Source organism: Turicimonas muris (assembly GCF_002221595.1).
Lineage (GTDB): Bacteria > Pseudomonadota > Gammaproteobacteria > Burkholderiales > Burkholderiaceae_F > Turicimonas > Turicimonas muris.
Window position 1 is genome coordinate 105372 of sequence record NZ_NHMP01000006.1, and the last position, 19048, is coordinate 124419.

A 19048-nucleotide genomic window follows, 5' to 3' on the forward strand; every position below is an offset into this window, starting at 1 on the left:
CTTAATTTACGGAGTGTTGAATGCAAGAAAATAGATTCGATCAAAATAAACAGACCATGGAAGGAAAGGAAGCTCCAGGCGCCGCTGAAGAAGCAGTGCAGGACCAAGTACCCGAAGTGCCGGAACTCCCCGAACTCGATCCCGCTAAAGAGTTGGCAGCTGCTGAGGCCAAAGCAGCTGAGAATTACGATTTATATGTTCGTGCCGTTGCTGAGGCAGATAACGTCCGCCGCCGTGCCGCAGAAGACGTAGCCAAAGCCCGCAAATTTAGTATTGAAAAATTTGCAGAAGCTATGCTCCCGGTTGTCGATAGCATGGAAAAAGCCTTGGAAGCTTGTGCTAACGAACAAGGACCTTTGAAAGAAGGTCTGGAAATGACTTATCGGCAACTGAAAAGTGCCTTGGAAAATAACGGGATGAAAGAAGAGAATCCTGTTGGTCTCAAATTTGATCCCAATACCATGCAGGCAATAACGATGGTGAAAGATCCTGCAGTCCAGCCGGGCTGCGTTGCCCAGGTGTTCCAAAGAGGCTGGAAAATTGCCGATAGGGTACTAAGACCCGCAATGGTGGCGGTCGCTCAATAAAGGACTTGTTTTTTTAAGAATCGTCTCAATATTGAAAATAGAACGGGGTTGAAAGCCCCAATGTGAGGAAAATAGAATGGCAAAAATTATTGGTATTGACCTTGGCACAACCAACTCGGCTGTTGCTGTTGTTGAAGGTGAAAAGGTCCGTGTTATCGAAAATAGCGAAGGCGCTCGTACAACACCTTCCATCGTTGCTTATTTGGAAAACGGTGAAGTTTTAGTCGGCGCTCCTGCTAAACGCCAAGCTGTTACAAATCCGGCAAACACATTGTTTGCTATTAAACGTTTGATCGGCCGCCGCTACGACGACAAAGAAGTTCAAAAAGATATCAGTTTGATGCCTTATAAGATTATTAAGGCTCCTAACGGTGACGCTTGGGTTCAGGTTCTTGGCGATAAGGATTTGGCTCCGCAGCAGGTTTCCGCTGAAATTCTTCGCAAGATGAAACAAACTGCCGAAGATTATCTCGGTGAAAAGGTTACAGAAGCCGTTATTACAGTTCCGGCTTACTTCAATGACTCTCAGCGTCAAGCTACAAAAGACGCTGGTAAGATCGCTGGTTTGGATGTTCGCCGTATCATTAACGAACCGACAGCTGCGGCTTTGGCTTTCGGTATGGATAAAGGCGGCAAGGGCGACCGCAAGATCGCTGTTTATGACCTCGGCGGCGGTACATTCGATATCTCCATTATTGACTTGGCCGATGTTGACGGTGAAAAACAATTCGAAGTTTTGTCTACCAACGGCGATACATTCCTCGGCGGTGAAGACTTTGACCAGAGAATCGTTGATTATGTAATCGGCGAATTCAAGAAAGATACAGGCATTGACTTGAGCAAGGATATTTTGGCTCTCCAACGTTTGAAGGACGCTGCTGAAAAGGCCAAGATTGAATTGTCCAGCCGTCAGGAAACTGAAATCAACCTTCCTTACATCACAGCTGATGCAACAGGTCCGAAACATTTGAACATCAAACTTACGCGTTCTAAGCTCGAAAGCTTGGTCGAAGATTTGATCCAAAGAACTATTGAACCTTGCAAGAAGGCTCTTAAGGATGCCGGTGCAACAGTCCAAGACATTTCCGACGTTATTTTGGTTGGTGGTCAGACACGTATGCCTGCTGTTCAGGAAGCCGTTAAGAAGTTCTTCGAAAAGGATCCTCGTAAAGACGTTAACCCGGATGAAGCCGTTGCTATCGGTGCTGCAATTCAGGGTGCTGTTCTTTCCGGCGACCGCAATGACGTATTGTTGTTAGACGTGACACCTCTTACTCTCGGTATCGAAACACTTGGCGGTGTTATGACTCCGATGATCAAGCGCAACACAACAATTCCTACAAAGCACAGCCAGACATTCTCTACAGCCGAAGACAACCAGCCTGCCGTAACTATTAAGGTTTACCAAGGCGAACGTGAAATGGCTGCAGATAACAAGCTTCTTGGTGAATTCAACCTCGAAGGCATTGCTCCGGCTCCGCGTGGTTTGCCTCAGATTGAAGTTACCTTCGATATCGACGCAAACGGTATTCTTCACGTCTCTGCTAAGGATAAAGCTACCGGCAAGGAAAACAAGATCACTATTAAGGCAAGCTCCGGCTTGACTGAAGAAGATGTTGAAAGAATGGTTGCCGATGCTGAAGCTAATAAGGCTGAAGACCGCCGTCGTGTTGAATTGGCAACTGCACGTAACAACGCTGATGCTGCAATTCACCAGGTCCAGAAGACTCTTGCTGACCTTGGCGAAAAGGTTGAAGCTACTGACAGAGCCGCTTGCGAAGCTGCTATCAAGGAACTTGAAGAAGCCGCAAGAGGTGAAGACAAAGACCTTATCGTTAAACGTACTGAGGCTTTGAACACTGCTGCTCAGAAGATTGGTGAAAAACTGAACGCTCAGCAGGCTCAACCTGGTGCACAGCAGCAACAAAGCGGTGCTCAGCAGCAGAAGAAAGATGACGACGTAGTTGACGCTGATTTCAAAGAAGTCTAATCAGTAAAGTTGAACACGATAGCGTTATCATTTAGATAATAAAAATTAGGGTCGCTCCTGCAAGGGAGCGGCCCTATTGACTACACTAAACTATTCAAATTTCGCTTGTATAAAGAGATTATTCAATGGCAGAAGCTGAACTCGATTATTACGAAGTTCTGGGTGTAGAAAGAACCGCTACCCAAGAAGAAATCAAAAAGAATTATCGCCGTCTGGCGATGAAATACCATCCGGATCGCAATCACGGAGATAAAGCAGCTGAAGAAAAATTCAAACAGGTCGGTGAAGCTTACGAGGTTTTGAGCGATCCCCAGAAACGTGCTGCATATGATCGCTACGGTCATTCCGCATTCGGAGGCGGTCAAGGCGGCTTCGGCGGATTTGAAGGCGGATTCGGAGGCTTCTCTTCTGCGGGCTTTGACAACATTAACGATATCTTTGCCGACTTCTTCGGCGGTCAGGCAAGATCTCGCGGCGGAAACCGAAACATGCGCCGCGGTGAAGATTTACAGTATGAAATCGAAATCACACTGGAACAAGCCGCCGAAGGTTATGAAACCGAAATTCTCGTTCCTACCTGGACAAAATGTGAAGAATGCGACGGCACCGGCGCTAAGAAGGGTACTAAACCTAAACAATGTCCGACTTGTCATGGCGCAGGCAGCGTAAGAGTAGGCGCAGGTTTCTTCCAAGTTGAACAAACTTGTCCTACCTGTCATGGAAAAGGTACCGTCATCGATAAGCCGTGTCCGAAATGTCATGGAACAGGTTGGAAGGAAGAAAGGAAGAAGATTCAGGTTCAAATTCCTGCAGGTATTGACGACGGTCAGAAGATTCGTCTTGCAGGCCGCGGGTATCCCGGTGAAAACGGCGGCTCCAACGGAGACTTGTATGTTGTAGTTTCTGTTAAACAGCACGACATATTTGATAGAGACGGTGCCGACTTGCACCTTGAAATGCCGTTGAGCTTTGCTCAGGCTGCTCTTGGCGGAGAACTTGAAGTTCCGACATTGAACGGTAAGCTAACCTTGAAGATTCCTGAAGGAACTCAGTCCGGTAAGATTTTCCGTCTGAGAGGAAAGGGTATTAAGAGCTTGCGTACCAGCAATTTCGGTGACCTCTACGTTCATACAGCCGTTGAAACTCCGGTTAACTTGACTGATGAACAAAAAGAAATTTTGAAGAACTTTGAGGCAACTCTCCATAAAAGTAAGAGAAGCCATCACGCACCTGAGAAAAAAGGATTTTTCGACAAATTAGGGGACTTGTTCAAATAAGTTCGTTTGTCAGAAATTCATCTCAGCCTCCATTGGATAATGACTTTGGAGGCTTTATTTTTGCCGAGGTTCCTCTGTCGGTTGGTTAACGGCCCGAAACACTTTCACGTTTGAGTTTTCCCAAAATTGCCGATATCCGAAGGATCGAGAAGTCAGCGTAGTAGCCTGATTGGAACTTTTGGAGTTGGTTATGAATGAAGATTTTAGTTGGGTTACTTTTTATCCTGCGCTCTGCAATGGTTTAAAGAAATATGCATCAGACAGAAGAGCCTTGCTAGCTTTTCTTTTTGAAAAACTTCCTGAAGAAACAACTTATTTGCACAATCCGGAAGGTGTGAAGGTTAGGGATATTGATCCGTTCACTTTCCTTGGCGTTATGAACCGACACATTTCTGATCCCAAGAAATCCTTAGTAGCTGAGGCTTTCAAAGAGTTCTTTGAGGTAAAGGAACCGATTCCTCAAAATTTTCATGGAATTCCTCCGTTAAGCAATGAAAACTCAATGTTCTTTTCATTTAAGGACGGAAAAACTGCAGAGGACATTCAAAATCTTTGGAATTTTTTTCTTGCGTTGCTTGATAACAGCCAAGATGTCGGCTCAATGTTTGATCGTCTGACTACGACTCAGTATGGAATTAAGTTCAATTTGACGATTGGCATGTATTGGGTGTGCCCAGATGTGTATTTCCCACTGGACGGTCCGAGCCGGCGGTTTTTGCAAGAACACGGTATCGAGGTAGGTCACAAGGTTCCTTCTTTTGCAGAATACAAGACGATCATTGAAGAGGTTAAGAGCAAAGTTTGTGAGAAGCCTTTTAATCAGGAAAGTTTTGCGAAAATAACAAGATCAATTTTCTTAAACGATATCGTTAAAAAATAACGGAAAGGCCGGATAGATGTCTGTGGAGATTCTGTATCAGAACGAAAGATTTGCTGTGGTGAATAAGCCTCCGAAAATGCTCGTGCACAAAACTGAAATTGCCAACGGCGATACAGAGTTTCTTTTACAGACTGTACGAGATCAACTCGGGCGAAAGGTTTGGCCTTTAACTAGGCTTGACAGAGGTACCTCCGGAGCAATCATTTTTGTCTTTAGTCCGGAAGATGTTGCCTTCTTTAATGCAAATGCCAGCATCGAAAAATTCTATTTCGTGGTAGCCAGAGGATTCGCACCGCAAGAAGGTACTATTGATCATGCTCTCCGTCCCCCGGTTGACCCGTATTTAAGAACACAGAAAACGGAACCGCAGGCAACTGTCAGTCACTTTAAAACGATTGCATTCGGAGAGGTCCCGGTTCCATTAGGAAAATATGACAAAACCAGACTGTCGCTTATCCGGCTCTGGTTGGAAACGGGACGACAGCACCAGATTCGTCGTCATCTGAAATGGCTTGCTCATCCGGTAATCGGTGATGCGACATACGGCAAGGGAAACCTCAATAGAGCACTGTATGAGTATTTTGGAATATCCAGAATGCTTTTACATTGTGCCTTATTGAAAATCCAGCTTCCCGGTGCAGCTTCGCTGGCTGTCCAAGCACCGTTAGATGATGAATTTAAAAATGTTCTGGATCGCATGGGCTGGTTAGAGAATTACAAAGCAGATATTGATGCGTTGAGTTAGGGAAAACCTTTTTTCGTTTTTTTCTAATGAGCATTTTTTCGCAATATATTTAAAAGATATAACTTTTTTACCTCAATCATCATGAAAAAAATTATCTTCCCGTTGGCCTTGGCCGCAATGGCTATGGCTGTCTCCACCGTTTCAATGGATGCTTCAGCTCGTTCTTTAGCCCAGATTAAAGAAAGCGGAGTTCTGAAAGTTGGTTCTACCGGCGATTACAAGCCAATGAGCTACCTCAATAAAGAAACCGGTAAATATGAAGGGTTCGATGCTGAAATGGCAGAATCTCTGGCCAAATATTTAGGTGTTAAGCTCGAGTATGTTCCGACGAAGTGGAAGACTCTTCAGCAAGACACAATGGACGATAAGTTTGATGTGGGCATCAGCGGGATTACTGTGACCGATGCACGCAAGAAAGTGATGACCATGTCTGACGGATATCTCACATTTGGCAAAACCATTCTTGTTACTAAAGGCAAAGAAGGCCAGTTCAAATCTCTCGCAGACGTCAACAAGCCGGAAGTTAGAGTGATGTACAACCCGGGCGGAACAAACGAGAAGTTTGCTAAAGAATCCACTCCAAAAGCTCAGCTCACAATGCATGAACATAATGCTGAGATTCCGGGCTTAGTCGGTGAAGGCAAGGCTGACGTTATGATTACCGAAACGATGGAAGCTCGCCGTTATGTCAGAGACAATCCTAAGCTGGCAGCTCCTTTAGTTGATAAGCCGTTTACGGAAAATCATTTCGGCGTTTTGATGAAACAAGGCTATCCGAAACTTGAAGAAGCAGTCAATGACTGGATGAAGAAGGTCAAGGCTGACGGAACAATGGATAAGTGGGAAAACCATTACATCAAATAAGATCTGATTGATCCAAAAGAGGAGCCGAAAGCTCCTCTTTCCAACTCCCATGGAGTATTTAGATCATTTCAATTTTTCTATTGAAGCGGTTCAATATCAAAAACGTCCACAGACTTTGGTTGGACGACATCTTGATGGACTTCACCTTGAACTTTAACCGGAGTGTTCTGGGAGATGACTTGTCCTACCATCAATTCTTCCGGAACGTGAACAATGATCTTACCGGTTGAATCTTGGAATATGTAGTCTTCGCCTCCGACAGCTTCAATCAAGTTGCCGTCTAGCTCGACGAGTTCGAATGGAACACCTCGGACGCCAACATCTTGAACTGTCTTATCGACTGGGCCGCTTCCGTTGAAAGCTGCCGTTTCGATTCCCTCAGCTTGCGCATTGCCGAGAACAAAGCCAAGGCCGAGCAAACCGGTTGCAATAAATGTACGTAATTGCATTCAGGTCTCCTTAAAAGTAAAAACCTGAGGCTCAAGATAGATTTTGAGAGTGTAAATAACGTTACCAAAGACCTTTTTCGGGCTATGGGACATAGGTTTTTACGGTTTCCAACAAAAGGAGAGAATTCGTTACAGAGCGCTGTCCCGAAAAAAACGCTGCTTTGGAATCTATCCTCTGCAGCGTGTTTTGCTCTAATTCTCTTGGACTTTCTTTTGTTTCTTGGAAACAAACCAAGTAAAGAACACGGGAATAAAGAACGTGGTGATGAAGGTCGCTGCCAACATTCCGCCAAGCACGCCTGTACCCATGGATTGTCTCGCAGCTGCCCCGGCTCCGGTGGCGGTTGCCAGAGGGATGACGCCGAGAATAAACGCCATGGAAGTCATCACGATTGGTCTGAGACGCAGTTTGGCAGCTTCTAAAGCAGCCTCGCGGACAGATTTGCCTTCATGCATCAGTTGTGAAGCAAACTCAACAATCAAAATTGCATTCTTTGCTGTCAAACCCACCAATACCAACAATCCGATTTGGAAATAGATATCGTTGTTGAATCCTCTGAAGTAAGTGGCAATGAGAGCTCCGAGAATGGAATAGGGAACAGCCATAACGACGGCAATCGGGAGCGACCACCGTTCAAACTGTGCTGCCAAGATAAGGAACACTATGATCATGCCGAAGGCAAAAGCACTGGCCGATGAGCTGCCGATGCGCTTTTCATGGAATGCTTGACCGACCCACTCAAGATGATAGCCGCTTGGCAAGTTGGCACTGTGCGCTTCCACAGCGGTAATGAGGTCGCCGGTACTGTAGCCTTGCTCGGACTGCACGTTCATTGAGCCGGCTAAGAACCCGTTGACTCTTTTCAGAGATTCCGGTCCTGAGGTTCTTTCTACTTTTGTTAGTGTCGAAAGAGGAACCATTTGTCCGGTCGAAGAACGTACGTAGAGTTCTCCGAGAGCTTCAGGAGTCATTCTGAACTTTGCATCAGCTTGGATATAGACACGGTAGATCTTCCCGATTCTTGTGAAGTCATTAACATATTTACCGCCCATGAAGTAAGCCAGAGTGTTATAGACATCTTTAATCGGAATATTCATAGCCAGAGCCTTGGCTTCATCAACTGTCAGGAATAACTGCGGGGCATCAGCCGATACCATGGAGCGGGCACTGCTGACGGAATCTTCCTTAACTAGAGCATCTCTGAAGTCTTGAGAGACTTGCTGAAGAGCCAAAGGATCGTCGCTTTCTCTGGACTGAATATAAAAATCCAAACCACCGGCTCGTCCTAATCCTCGGATAGGGGCAGGATTAACGGCTTGACCGGTTGAGTCTGATCGCTTGTTGATGAGATTTTGAAGTTTCTTGATGACTTCATTGGAAGTAATGCTTCTTTCTTCCCAAGGTTCCAGCTGGACTAAAAATGTAGCGGCATTCGATTTAGTATCGTTTGCAATAGTGTCATTGGCGACCAGAACCGTGACCTGATGTACTCCTTCAATTTTCCGGATATCTTTAGAAATTTCATCAACCGTGACGCCGGTACGGTTTAAGGAAGCTCCCTCAGGAAGCTGGATCGCAAGGCGTGCCATTCCTTGGTCTTCCTTTGGAACAAAAGAAGTCGGCACAATCTGTAGAAACTCCCAAGAACCCCAAATTGCAATAAGCAAAGAAAGTGCAGCAAGCCATTTATTGCGAAGGAAAAAAGCAACTTCCGAAACAAAGAAATTTCTGAAGGTATTAAATCCCTGGTTGAAATAGTCAAATATCTTCAACGGCCTGTCTTTACGCTTGAGCAAAATGGCGCATAAGGCCGGAGTAAGGGTCAGAGCGACGAACCCGGATAAAACAACCGAGACACCGATTGTTACGGCGAATTGTCTGTAAAGTTCACCCGCAATGCCTCCTAAGAAAGCAACCGGCGTAAATACCGTACTCAAGACCAAAACGATGGCGACAAGAGCACTGCCGACTTCTTTCATCGCTTTCTTACTGGCTTCCAGAGGGCTGAGATGTTCCGTGACCATTAAACGTTCAACGTTTTCCAGCACCACAATGGCATCATCAACAACAATACCGATAGCCAGTGTCATCGCAAACAATGTCAGCGTATTGATACTGAAACCTAATGCCCAAAGACCCGCTAAGGTTCCGATTAAAGAAACCGGCACGGCAAGCATTGGAATGATTGTGGCACGCCAACTCTGCAGGAAGATATAGACGACCAAAAGGACGAGTAAAGCTGCTTCAAATAAAGTTTGAAGAACTTCACTCAGAGCCGCTTCCACGAAGAGAGAGTTGTCATCGGTAATGGTATAAGCAATATTGTCCGGAAAGCTTTCTGAAAGTTCTTTAAGCTTTGCCTTAACGTCTTCAGCAGTTTGCAGGGCGTTAGCGCCGGGCTGAAGATAGACGGCAACGGTGATGCTTGGATAGTCATTCAGGCGGTTGTAGGCTTCATAACTGCGGTTGCCGACTTCTACTCTGGCAATGTCTCTGATTCTCAGAATACCTTCTGCACCGTTTGAAACCAAAGTGATGTTGCCGAACTCTTCCGGTGTTAGAAGCTGACCTTTGGTTCGAATGGTGTAAACAAGCTGTTGGTCATCCTCGTTAGGTGCGGCGCCGACTTTACCCGCGGCATACTGCATGTTTTGTTGCTCAATAGCATTATGGACGTCCATTGCAGTAATGCCCAACTGGCCCATTTTTTTCGGGTCGAGCCAAATTCTCATCGCACTTTGAGAGTTGCCGAAAACGTCTACGTCTCCGACTCCGGGCACTCTCTTGAGATCATCAATAACATTTAAATTGACGAAGTCAGCAAGTTGAATGTTCTTCAGCTCCCCGTTGGGAGAGTAGAAGGGCACAATCATGAGGGTTTCCTCACTTCTCTTTCTAACGTTGACGCCGCCTTGACGGACTGTTTCGGGAAGCCGTCTTTCCGCAGATCTGACGCGGTTATTAATCTCCAGCATCGCATCATTGGGATCTGTTCCGACTTCAAATGTACAGGTAATGCGGACAGTGCCGTTGGAGCGAAGTGAAGTTTCGTAATAAAGAAGACCTTCGACGCCAGAAAGTTGATCCTCAATCGGGGCAGCAACGGTTTTAGCTAATGTAGCAGCGTCCGCACCTTCGTAGGTGGCCGAGACAAATACAACCGGAGGTGTAATTTCCGGATATTGTCCAACAGGCAGGAAACGGCCGGCCAAAAGCCCTGCAATCACAATAATGATTGACATTACCGAGGCAAAAATTGGCCGACGGATGCAAAATTGTGAAAGCATAATTATTTCTTCCCGGGAGCGTTGTTGGCTGAAATCTTATCAACGGTAGATTTATCTTTGAGTCTCTGTATATTGTCAATAATGACTTCATCTCCGGCTTTAAGACCGCCTGTCACAATCCAATCTTTTCCTGACCATTTGCCGACTGTAATCGGAGTTGCTCTGGCTTTATTGTCTTTTAACAGGTAAACGGAATAGGTCCCGTCAGACAACTGGCGAATAGCTTTCTGTGGAATAAGGAAAACGCCGTTCTGCATGCCTAAAGTAAGACGTACTGTGACGTATTGACCGGGGAGCAATCCTCCGACAGAAGGAATTTCTGCACTTAAGGAACGAGTTCCGGTTTTTGGATCAACCTGAATTGAAGTAAAGTTGATTTTTCCTTCGACGGGTTCTTTCAATTTGTCATTAAAAACAAAAACCGGCGAATTTTCATTGATTTCGTAACCATGAAGTTGGCTGTCGCTTAATGAGAATCTAGCCTTCAAAACGTCTTCTTGAGTAATGTCCGTCAACTGCGTGGAATTAGCCTGCACTAAAGTTCCGGGATTAACTAAAGAGCGACCGGCAACTCCGTCAACAGGAGCCTTGACCGTTGTATATCCAAGCGTGATTTTTGCTTCTTTTTCTTTTGCCAGAGCAGCTTGTAAATTCGCCTTGCTTACTTCATAAGAAGAAACTGCGTCTGTGTATTCTTTGCTGCTTACGGCTTTGACTTTGTGAAGTTCGGTATATCTTTTTGCTTCTCTTTGGGCTTGTTTTAAGTTTGCCTGAGCTTGCTGTGCAGCGGCTGCCGCACTTTCATAAACAGCTTCGAAGGGAGCCGGATCAATAATGAATAAGGGCTCTCCTTTTTTTACGGCCTGTCCTTCACGATAGACTCTTTCCAAGATAGGACCGGTTACCTGAGGATAAACCAACACGGCTTCATTGCCCTCGGTTTGACCAAAAACCTCGACCCAATAAGGTTGATTTGATGGTACTGCAGCTAAAGTATGAACAGGAATAGGTTTGGCTTTGGGTGCTGTTTTTTTCTCTTCTTGACACCCGCACAAAACCATAGAGAGGAGAACTGCTCCAAAAATGCCACAACGGAAAAATTTATTCATGATTTTTTTTTGGATTGAAGGTTTTGATTACCAAGGATAACGCATTTGAAAGTCTCATTCCTTCTAGAGATCCGCGGTTGCAAATTGAAAATAAATTAACGAGATTCAATAATATCTCAGGTACTTAGGATGTGCAGACAGGTTATGAAAAACAAGCGGGAAAAATAATTAATTTTCGGTATTTACCCAAACAGAAAAATGAAAATCGTAGATTTCTGAAGTTGATATTTTCTATAAGCTAACTGAAGAAAGCCGATGAGCTGAGATAGATTTGTGGGCAGAAAAAGGTGCGGGAGTCAGCCGCACCGATAATAAATTAAATATCCATATTTAGTTCTTGAATCTCTTTAGTCTTCCGACGAATCTCTTTAAGAAGTTTTACCTGCTGCTCAAATTTTTCCTTTTCCTGGGTAATCTCATCTGCACTTGGTAAAGGGAAGGCTATCTGGCGAAGATCCTCCATTTTCAAAAGAGGGGCGCGAGTGCCGATGCTCAAGCTATTGAACCTTTCTTGAAGAGCTGAAGACCGAAGAAGTCGCATAAGGTAGAAAGGAGGTAAAAGCTTTTTAAATTCATTTTTTACTCGGAAAATAACAAAGCAGGAACCAGCTGTGCATCTCTTATCCGGATATGTCCATAATCCGCATTTCCAGTTTCCGCTCTTGATGCAAAGGATAACGTCTTCTTCTTCAAGGGTGGCTTGCAGGGCTCTCTTTTCTCCTTTCTTGGCAACAAGCAGGATTTTTTGTGGCATTTCAATAAGACCGATTTCATCGATATCTTTGGGCAGAACTTCTTTTACGGTCATTGTCCAATTATCTTCATCTGCGGGAATTTCTTGAGCTCTGATGAGTTCAACTATCTCGCTTAGACGCATGAGATTTTCGGGCTTAACCTTAGAAAACAAATCGTTGCTTTTTGAGGCATAACGCTTAGGATTCAAATTAAAGTCATTCTGAATTAGTTCTTCTCGACTTGCAGAACCCGAATTTTGAGATCTCTCAAGCAGATCAAAACTTTCTAAGGAATCGTGCAAAGTTCGTTTTCTTGTGAGAAAAGTCTTCTGATTTGATTTATCAATGAACCAAACTTCGTTTTCTGTACTCGGCGTGTTCAAGACCAAGAGGGCGAAATCACATCCCGAGTCGCTCACTGAATTCGGCGGAAGCATGATGACCGCTTTTAGATTATTCCCTCCGATCAGGTCTTTCCGAAGTTTTCTGTCCTCTGTTGTTCTCATCCAAAGTAACGGAGCAGGAATCAAAAAAACCAGAGGGGCAGAAATAGCTTTCATAAAGGGTTCAATATTGAAACTGGCTGCATCTGGATTAGGAAAAACAAATGCTCCGGCATAGTCCTTCCCGTTCGTCGAAAATGCCGAACCTTCTTGATTTGCGGCGATATTCCGCTTAATCTTTCCTTTTGTGTTTTCAGCACTAACGATTAAGTCGAGAAATTCTGAGGATAGTTGGTAAGAAGCAGAGAAGGGCACATAATCAACTTGTTTGCCTCTCAAAGCTAGGGCAAATGCGGTAGTCAGTCCGATATCTCCGAAACAAAGGAATTCTTGCTCCGCTGGAACTTTCTGATTTAACGGTGACAAACAAAGCGAGATAGAGTCGGCAACAGGTCTTTGTAAATAGGAAAATAGTTTGTTGAACAAAGATGTGTATTTCAAGACACTCCAGGCGCTTTTGGCTGGGGAAAATGATGATTCTGAAGTGCCGGACACACTATGAACAAGTTCCAAAATATTCTCTTGCTCCTTTAAAGGCATTTTGCCAAGCAAGAAAGTAGCTTTAGAAATTTGAACTTCGTACTCAGGAAGCTTTTCTTTAATGGCCGAGAAGAAGTTCGTGAGATTGCTGCTGAGGCTTTTAAATTCTATTTCATTTAGCCGGGCCAATGCTCTGAAAGCGATGACAGCTAAAGCAAGATTCATATTCTGTAAGGAAGGATTCATACTGATGCCCTAAATTGTTGTGATGAAAAACCGATGAAAAAAATTGCGAATAAGTTCCTTGTTTTATAAGCTTTAAAGTACTTATTTAATATGTTAGGTTTAATCATCCTAAAATGCTATTATAACTTCAATCTTTTGTCTATTTTTCGAACCCACGAAAAGGACCGACGGAACATAACTGCAAGGCACAAAAAATCCTCCCGAAGGAGGATTCATCGCAGCGCAAAACCGGATTATTTAATAATAGCGATACCGATAATGACCCAGAACAATAAGAAGAATGTGTCTAGTGTCATAAGGATAATCGGTGTCCAACCAACTTCTTTTAACTTACCTAAAGAAGTCTTAAGACCAAGAGCGCCGATAGAAATCAAAATGAACAATCTGGAGATTTCACCCATTGCATTGGAAACTTCGGTTGGAATAGCGCCGCCGACGTTTAATCCGGCTAAAACAATGAACCAGATCAAGAACGAAGGAATGTTCTTGTACCACGGCTTAGCTGCTTCTTCAGCTTCTCTGTGTTTCTTAGAGGCGAAAATAAACATGAAGATGATGAGCATCGGGATAATCATCGCAACTCTCAACATCTTTGTCATGCTGGCAATTTCCAAACAATCCGGACCAATCATGGCACCGGCACCGACTACCTGAGCGACGTCATGAATGGTGCCGCCGAGGAAAATACCGGCATCCACATTATTGTATCCAAGCAGGGAGCAAATGCTTGGATAAATAATCATCGCTAATGTTGACAAAGCGGTAACAACAACGACGATTGCTAACAATGCTTGTTCGCGAAGCTGACTCTTGTTAAGTGTTGCAGCCAAAGCAATAGCGGCAGATGCACCGCAAATTGCAGTGGATGCACCGGCCAATGCTGCCTCAGCAGTAGGCCACTTGAAGAACTTGTTGATTATTACACCGAAAATAACGGTACAGAAAACACCTCCGACAATAACTACAAGCAATGCGGGCGATAAAAGACTAAGTTGCTCTGCAGAAATTTTTGCACCAAGCAGGGCCACACCGATTCTTAAAACCGTAGTAGCGCAGAAATGGATGCCGCCTAACGTTCTCTTTTCTTCAGAAAGAAAATGAAAAGCCATTCCAAACAGAAGAGCGAACAAAACGGCGGGGCCGCCATACTTCTCGGAAACATAAAGTGCAGCTGCACCAATAATGACCGCAATAAGGGTCCCCCTCCATCGGGACTCAAGCCAGACTTTCGTTCTGCTAACCATATAACCTCCTAACACACAGGGGAGGTCTTGGCTTTTAACCACTCCTGTGTCTCAATATCATCAATAAGTAGTGGAGAAAGTTTCTTCCACACGGCGCTATGGTAAGCGTTTAGCCAGTTTATTTCATCGGTTTGGAACAATTTTGAGTTAACAAGTGTCAAATCAATCGGACATAGACTAAGAGTCCGAAAACCTAAGAAGCTTCCGAACTCGCTATCTCCTGCAGGAATAGCGACAGTTAAGTTTTCAATCCTAATTCCCCATTTTCCTTCACGGTACAAACCGGGCTCATTACTGGTAATCATGCCCTTTTTTATTTGGGTTCTGTAGCTTACTAATGAATTAACCCCGTTTGAAACGCGAGGATAGCTAATTCGTTGAGGACCTTCATGGACATTCAAAAAGAAGCCAACGCCGTGGCCGGTCCCATGCCCATAATCGGCTAAATCTTCCCAAATTGGTGCCCTTGCAGCTGTATCTAAGATTTGTGATGAAATGTTTTCCGGAAAGATTAACTTGGCAAGGTTGATATGTCCTCTTAAGACTGCCGTGTAATCAGCCTTCATCTGTTCGGAAGGGTCGCCTATCGGAACTGTTCGAGTAATGTCCGTTGTCCCCTCAGGATACTGGGCCCCCGAATCAATCAACAAAAATCCGCTTCCTTGTATTTTTACCGGCTTATCGTGATTCGGTTGGTAATGCGGGAGAGCTGCATTTGGTCCGAAGGCACAAATAGTTTTGAAGCTGGAACAAAGAAAACCTGTCTGCTCTTTTCGGAATTCCAGAAGCTTTTCGGCGCACGATTCTTCCGTTAATTCTCCGCTGTCTTTATTTTTATCAAGCCAGCAGAAAAATTTTGCTAGTGCAACGCCGTCTTTCAGCATGGCCTCGTCGATAAGCTTGACCTCTTGGGGAGTTTTTCTGGCTCTTAAAAGTTCAACAATATCTTCTCCCTTGATAGGAGAAGAAAATTTTTGAAGTTTCTTTGCAATTAGAGCGTTAGCTGTGGATGGCGAATAAAGAACTTTTTCTTCTTTATCCAAAGAGCTCAAATAATCAGAAAACTCTTCATACGGCCTAAAATTAACGTTCTTCAGAACGAGGTTGAGCGCCAGAGGGACGGAGATGCTCTTTTCATTGACAAAAATTGTCAAACCGTTCTCTACGTCATACATCCCGAATGAATAGAAAACAGGAGTTTCCGGTAGATCATTGCCTCTCAGATTTGTCAGCCACGCAATGTCTTCCAGACTGGTGAGCAAGAGCTTTTGTGCACCTTCTTTCTCAACGAGAGGCTTTAATATCCCAATTTTGTCTTTAACACTTCTGGGACTAATTTTGTGTTCAAAAATCGGACTGAAAGAGACCTTCGGCCTGTCTTCTTTCCAGACAGCGTCAAACGGATCTTCTTCTAGAAGAACTAACTTGATGCCGGATTCCTGCAGTTCTTTTTCTAAAATGTCGGCATCTGCTGCACTAATAAAGGCAGCAGGTACTCCGACGGAAGAGCCGGAAGATAAGTTTTCTCTCAGCCATGCATTTTCCTCTGATATCAACCTCCCTTGTGCTTTGATAAGAGAAATTCCCGTATCTGCGAGTTGTCTTTCTGCCTGAATCCAATATCTTGAATCAGTAAAAAGAGCTGCTTCTTTTTTAGCGACGATTACATCTCCGGTTGAGCCTGTGAATCCTGTTAACCATTCACGAGAGGCATAATGCTTATCCAAATATTCGGAAAGATGCGGGTCGGCTGTAGGAACAATCAGAGCATCAAGCCCTTTTTCTTCCATGTAGGTGCGAATAAGAGTGAGTTTATCTTCTGCTCGAAGCGCCATTAATATACCTTTCTAATTTGAATGCTCAACGGGGTGCCGCTTTCATTGGATTCGACTACTTGTTTTCCAATATTCATTTTTTCAATACGCCATCCGGCATCTCTGAGTTCATTGAGAGTCGCTTCTACGTCAAGGTCAGGACATTCGAATTTAAAGCCCGCAAGCTTTTCTCCGGCTGAAAATAATTCCACTCCCTTGCATTCCGTTTGAGTTCTTACCGGAGAGTCAATGAGAGGATCGAGGCCTGCTCGGTCCACATGCGGGATGAACGCCTGACGATAGGAGTCGCCGGTTGTCGAACATGCGGCTAAAAACAGAACGGCTAAAGAGGATGCCAGTATCAGAATTCTTCTAATCATTTAATTTTTTGTCCAATAATTTTCTGTGTGCTTGACGTAAAGCATGCTCCGTTGTTTCCCAGTCGATGCAGGCATCTGTAACGGAAACACCGTATTTAAGTTGAGAAAGATCTTCCGGAATCGGTTGATTGCCCTCATGAATGTTGCTCTCAAGCATTACACCGCAAATTGAAGTATTTCCGTTCACAATCTGGGTGATGCAGTCTTTCAGAACAAAAGGTTGAAGGGCCGGATTTTTCATGCTGTTGCCGTGTGAGCAGTCAACAATTATGCGTTTTTCCAAACCGGCTTTTTCCAGCTCTTTTTCCGCAAGCATGATGCTGACGGTATCAAAGTTCGGTCTTCCGCCGCCTCCGCGCAGCACTAAGTGGCTGTAAGCATTTCCTTTAGTTTTGATAATGGAGCTTTGGCCGTTTTCGTAAATTCCGAGGAAGTAGTGGCTGTGGAGGCTGGCTTTGATAGCGTTGATAGAAGTTGCGAGCAACCCGTCGGTGCCGTTCTTGAATCCGACCGGAGCAGACAAGCCGCTGGCCATTTCTCGATGAGTCTGGCTTTCGGTTGTGCGGGCGCCGATCGCATACCAGCTGATTAATTCACCGAGATACTGAGGACTGAAAGGATCGAGCGCTTCGGTTCCGACTGCTAATCCCATCTCGTTAATCTTAAGCAAAAGCTTGCGGGCCTCAAGCATTCCTTCAGCCATATTGAAGGAATTATCCATGTGCGGATCGTTGATAAAGCCTTTCCAACCTGCAACGGTTCTTGGCTTTTCGAAATAAACGCGCATGATGGGAAAAATGGTCTCGGAAATATGGTCCGAGATAGAAAGCAATCTTTCAGCGTAATCTAAAGCAGCCTTAGGATCGTGAATAGAACATGGGCCTGTGATAACGATCAAGCGATCGTCTTGACCATCAAGAATATTCTTGACAGCTGTACGTCCTTTGGCCACGTTAGCTGCTGCAGCCTCAGTTAAAGGCGCCGTGGTTTTGATTTCCGCCGGAGTCGGCATCGGGGAGAAGCCCTCAATGTTGACGTCTTCAAGCGAAAATCCTGCAGAGCGTTTTACTTCATTTAATTCTGGTTGTTTCATTCTGTTTTCTCGTTTCGGAGGTTTTGCCCGAGGCTCTTCTTCTTGAACCGCGAGGACTTTTATTCTTGCTCTTGTCCATTTTAGAGGCTGAGTCTCGGTTTTTGGCGTTTCTTGGCGCTGATTTGCTGGTCCGCGGACTGCTTTTCTTCCGAGATGCTCCTTCAGAGCCAGAACCTGAGCTCTCTTTGTAGTTCTCGTAATTCAGGCCTGGAAACTCAGTAGCTTTTAGTGAGGTTTTTAAAAATTTTTCAATTGCTTTGAAACGAGGGAGCTCTTCACTGCCGACTAAAGAATAGGCTTCTCCTTCAAGGCCGGCTCTTCCGACTCTCCCGATGCGGTGAACGTAATCCTCTGCCTGTTCGGGAAGTTCGTAGTTAACGACCTGAGGTAGCTTTTCAATATCCAGCCCTCTTGCGGCGACATCCGTAGCCACAAGGATCGGTAGTTCGCCTTTCTTGAATTCTTCTAAAGCAGTGCTTCGATGGTTCTGACTTTTATCCCCGTGAATGGCTTTTGCTTTAAAGCCGTCTCTGAGGAGCTGCTTGCACAGTTTGTCGGCGCCGTATTTTGTTCTGGTAAAGATCAGCGTTTGGTTCCATTGATTATCGATAATCAAATCACGGATGACATCGGCTTTTGCCGTCTTTGGCACCTTATAGAAAGTTTGACGGACAAGGTCGGCAGTTTTGTTTCTGGAGACTTCAACACTTTCCGGATTATTAAGGAACTGAAGGCTGAGTTTTTTAATTTCAGGAGAGAAGGTTGCCGAAAACAACAGAGTCTGGCGATCTTCCGGTAAAAACTTCATGATGCGTTTCAGGTCAGGAAGAAAACCCATGTCCAGCATTCTGTCGGCTTCGTCCAGGACAAGAGTATGGGTTGAAGAAAGCTTGGCCATTCTTTGGCCAATGAGATCGAGTAAACGTCCCGGAGTGGCAACCAGAAAATCCGTTCCTTTGGCTAATGCCTTCTTTTGCGGATTGATGCCTACGCCGCCGTAGGCCAAGGCTACTCTGACCGGAAGGTTGCCTTTGAGCATTTCAATGTTTTCGGCAACTTGAGCTGCTAATTCGCGGGTCGGAGTCAGAATCAAAACTCGAGGAGAACACGGCTGATAATCCGTCGGGTCTTTTTCAATCTCATTGAGCAAAGGGAGTACGAAGGCTGCAGTTTTCCCCGTTCCTGTTTGAGCTGCTGCGAGCAGATCTTTTCCTTGTTGAATAATCGGAATGGCTTGTGCCTGAACCGGGGTAGGGTCGGAATATCCATTCTTAGTGACGGTTTTCTGAAGGTTTTCCGAAAGTCCAAGATTATCAAAGCGTACGGACATGATGTTCTCCTTTTTTACCTTTGAAAGTCTAATTT

15 protein-coding genes are annotated in these 19048 nt (G+C 44.8%); 6 read left to right on the forward strand and 9 right to left on the reverse strand.

Annotation, left to right across the window (positions count from 1 at the left end):
* Nucleotides 1-20 precede the first annotated feature (20 nt).
* The 6 genes from grpE to ADH67_RS09900 all read left to right on the forward strand — a co-directional run bounded on the left by grpE (nt 21) and on the right by ADH67_RS09900 (nt 6343).
* Nucleotides 21-587 (forward strand): nucleotide exchange factor GrpE, encoded by a 567-nt coding sequence (grpE, locus tag ADH67_RS09875; protein ID WP_066593935.1) that lies wholly within the window; start codon nt 21-23, stop codon nt 585-587.
* A 76-nt stretch (nt 588-663) separates the two neighbouring features.
* The gene (gene dnaK / locus ADH67_RS09880; RefSeq protein WP_066593933.1) at nt 664-2577 is read left to right on the forward strand and encodes a molecular chaperone DnaK; all 1914 of its coding nucleotides are present in this window, start codon (nt 664-666) and stop codon (nt 2575-2577) included.
* Nucleotides 2578-2702: 125 nt separating this feature from the next.
* A complete protein-coding gene (dnaJ, locus tag ADH67_RS09885; RefSeq protein WP_066593931.1) occupies nt 2703-3854 on the forward strand; it encodes a molecular chaperone DnaJ in 1152 nt (383 codons plus the stop codon).
* A 190-nt stretch (nt 3855-4044) separates the two neighbouring features.
* Nucleotides 4045-4734 carry an AAA family ATPase gene (locus ADH67_RS09890; protein WP_066593929.1) on the forward strand — a complete coding sequence of 230 codons (690 nt, stop codon included), beginning with the start codon at nt 4045-4047 and terminating at the stop codon, nt 4732-4734.
* A gap of 16 nt (nt 4735-4750) precedes the next feature.
* Nucleotides 4751-5479: a pseudouridine synthase gene (locus tag ADH67_RS09895; RefSeq protein WP_066593927.1), complete on the forward strand. Its 729-nt coding sequence runs from the start codon at nt 4751-4753 to the stop codon at nt 5477-5479.
* Between the two features lie 81 nt (nt 5480-5560).
* Nucleotides 5561-6343, forward strand: a complete 783-nt coding sequence (locus ADH67_RS09900) for a transporter substrate-binding domain-containing protein (protein ID WP_066593925.1) — start codon at nt 5561-5563, stop codon at nt 6341-6343.
* Between the two features lie 77 nt (nt 6344-6420).
* Here the strand turns inward: ADH67_RS09900 and ADH67_RS09905 are convergent, their stop codons facing one another.
* From ADH67_RS09905 to ADH67_RS09945, 9 genes are all read right to left on the reverse strand, one after another.
* Nucleotides 6421-6792 (reverse strand): NirD/YgiW/YdeI family stress tolerance protein, encoded by a 372-nt coding sequence (locus tag ADH67_RS09905; protein WP_066593924.1) that lies wholly within the window; start codon nt 6790-6792, stop codon nt 6421-6423.
* Nucleotides 6793-6984: 192 nt separating this feature from the next.
* The gene (locus ADH67_RS09910) at nt 6985-10080 is read right to left on the reverse strand and encodes an efflux RND transporter permease subunit (RefSeq protein ID WP_066593919.1); all 3096 of its coding nucleotides are present in this window, start codon (nt 10078-10080) and stop codon (nt 6985-6987) included.
* Nucleotides 10081-10082: 2 nt separating this feature from the next.
* Nucleotides 10083-11189: an efflux RND transporter periplasmic adaptor subunit gene (locus ADH67_RS09915; protein WP_066593918.1), complete on the reverse strand. Its 1107-nt coding sequence runs from the start codon at nt 11187-11189 to the stop codon at nt 10083-10085.
* Nucleotides 11190-11505: 316 nt separating this feature from the next.
* Entirely contained in the window at nt 11506-13152 is a 1647-nt protein-coding gene (locus tag ADH67_RS09920; RefSeq protein ID WP_066593917.1) for a type I restriction-modification system subunit M/S, read from the reverse strand.
* A 233-nt stretch (nt 13153-13385) separates the two neighbouring features.
* On the reverse strand, nt 13386-14396 hold the full coding sequence (locus ADH67_RS09925; RefSeq protein ID WP_066593915.1) for a YeiH family protein: 1011 nt from the start codon (nt 14394-14396) through the stop codon (nt 13386-13388).
* Between the two features lie 8 nt (nt 14397-14404).
* The gene (locus ADH67_RS09930; RefSeq protein ID WP_066593914.1) at nt 14405-16231 is read right to left on the reverse strand and encodes an aminopeptidase P family protein; all 1827 of its coding nucleotides are present in this window, start codon (nt 16229-16231) and stop codon (nt 14405-14407) included.
* Nucleotides 16231-16590, reverse strand: a complete 360-nt coding sequence (locus ADH67_RS09935; protein ID WP_066593912.1) for a hypothetical protein — start codon at nt 16588-16590, stop codon at nt 16231-16233. The genes ADH67_RS09930 and ADH67_RS09935 overlap by 1 nt, the downstream gene beginning before the upstream one ends.
* Nucleotides 16583-17683 carry a 3-deoxy-7-phosphoheptulonate synthase gene (locus ADH67_RS09940; RefSeq protein ID WP_066593906.1) on the reverse strand — a complete coding sequence of 367 codons (1101 nt, stop codon included), beginning with the start codon at nt 17681-17683 and terminating at the stop codon, nt 16583-16585. Before ADH67_RS09940 ends, ADH67_RS09935 begins: the two co-directional genes overlap by 8 nt.
* Nucleotides 17661-19013 carry a DEAD/DEAH box helicase gene (locus tag ADH67_RS09945; protein ID WP_066593904.1) on the reverse strand — a complete coding sequence of 451 codons (1353 nt, stop codon included), beginning with the start codon at nt 19011-19013 and terminating at the stop codon, nt 17661-17663. The genes ADH67_RS09940 and ADH67_RS09945 overlap by 23 nt, the downstream gene beginning before the upstream one ends.
* Nucleotides 19014-19048: the final 35 nt, after the last annotated feature.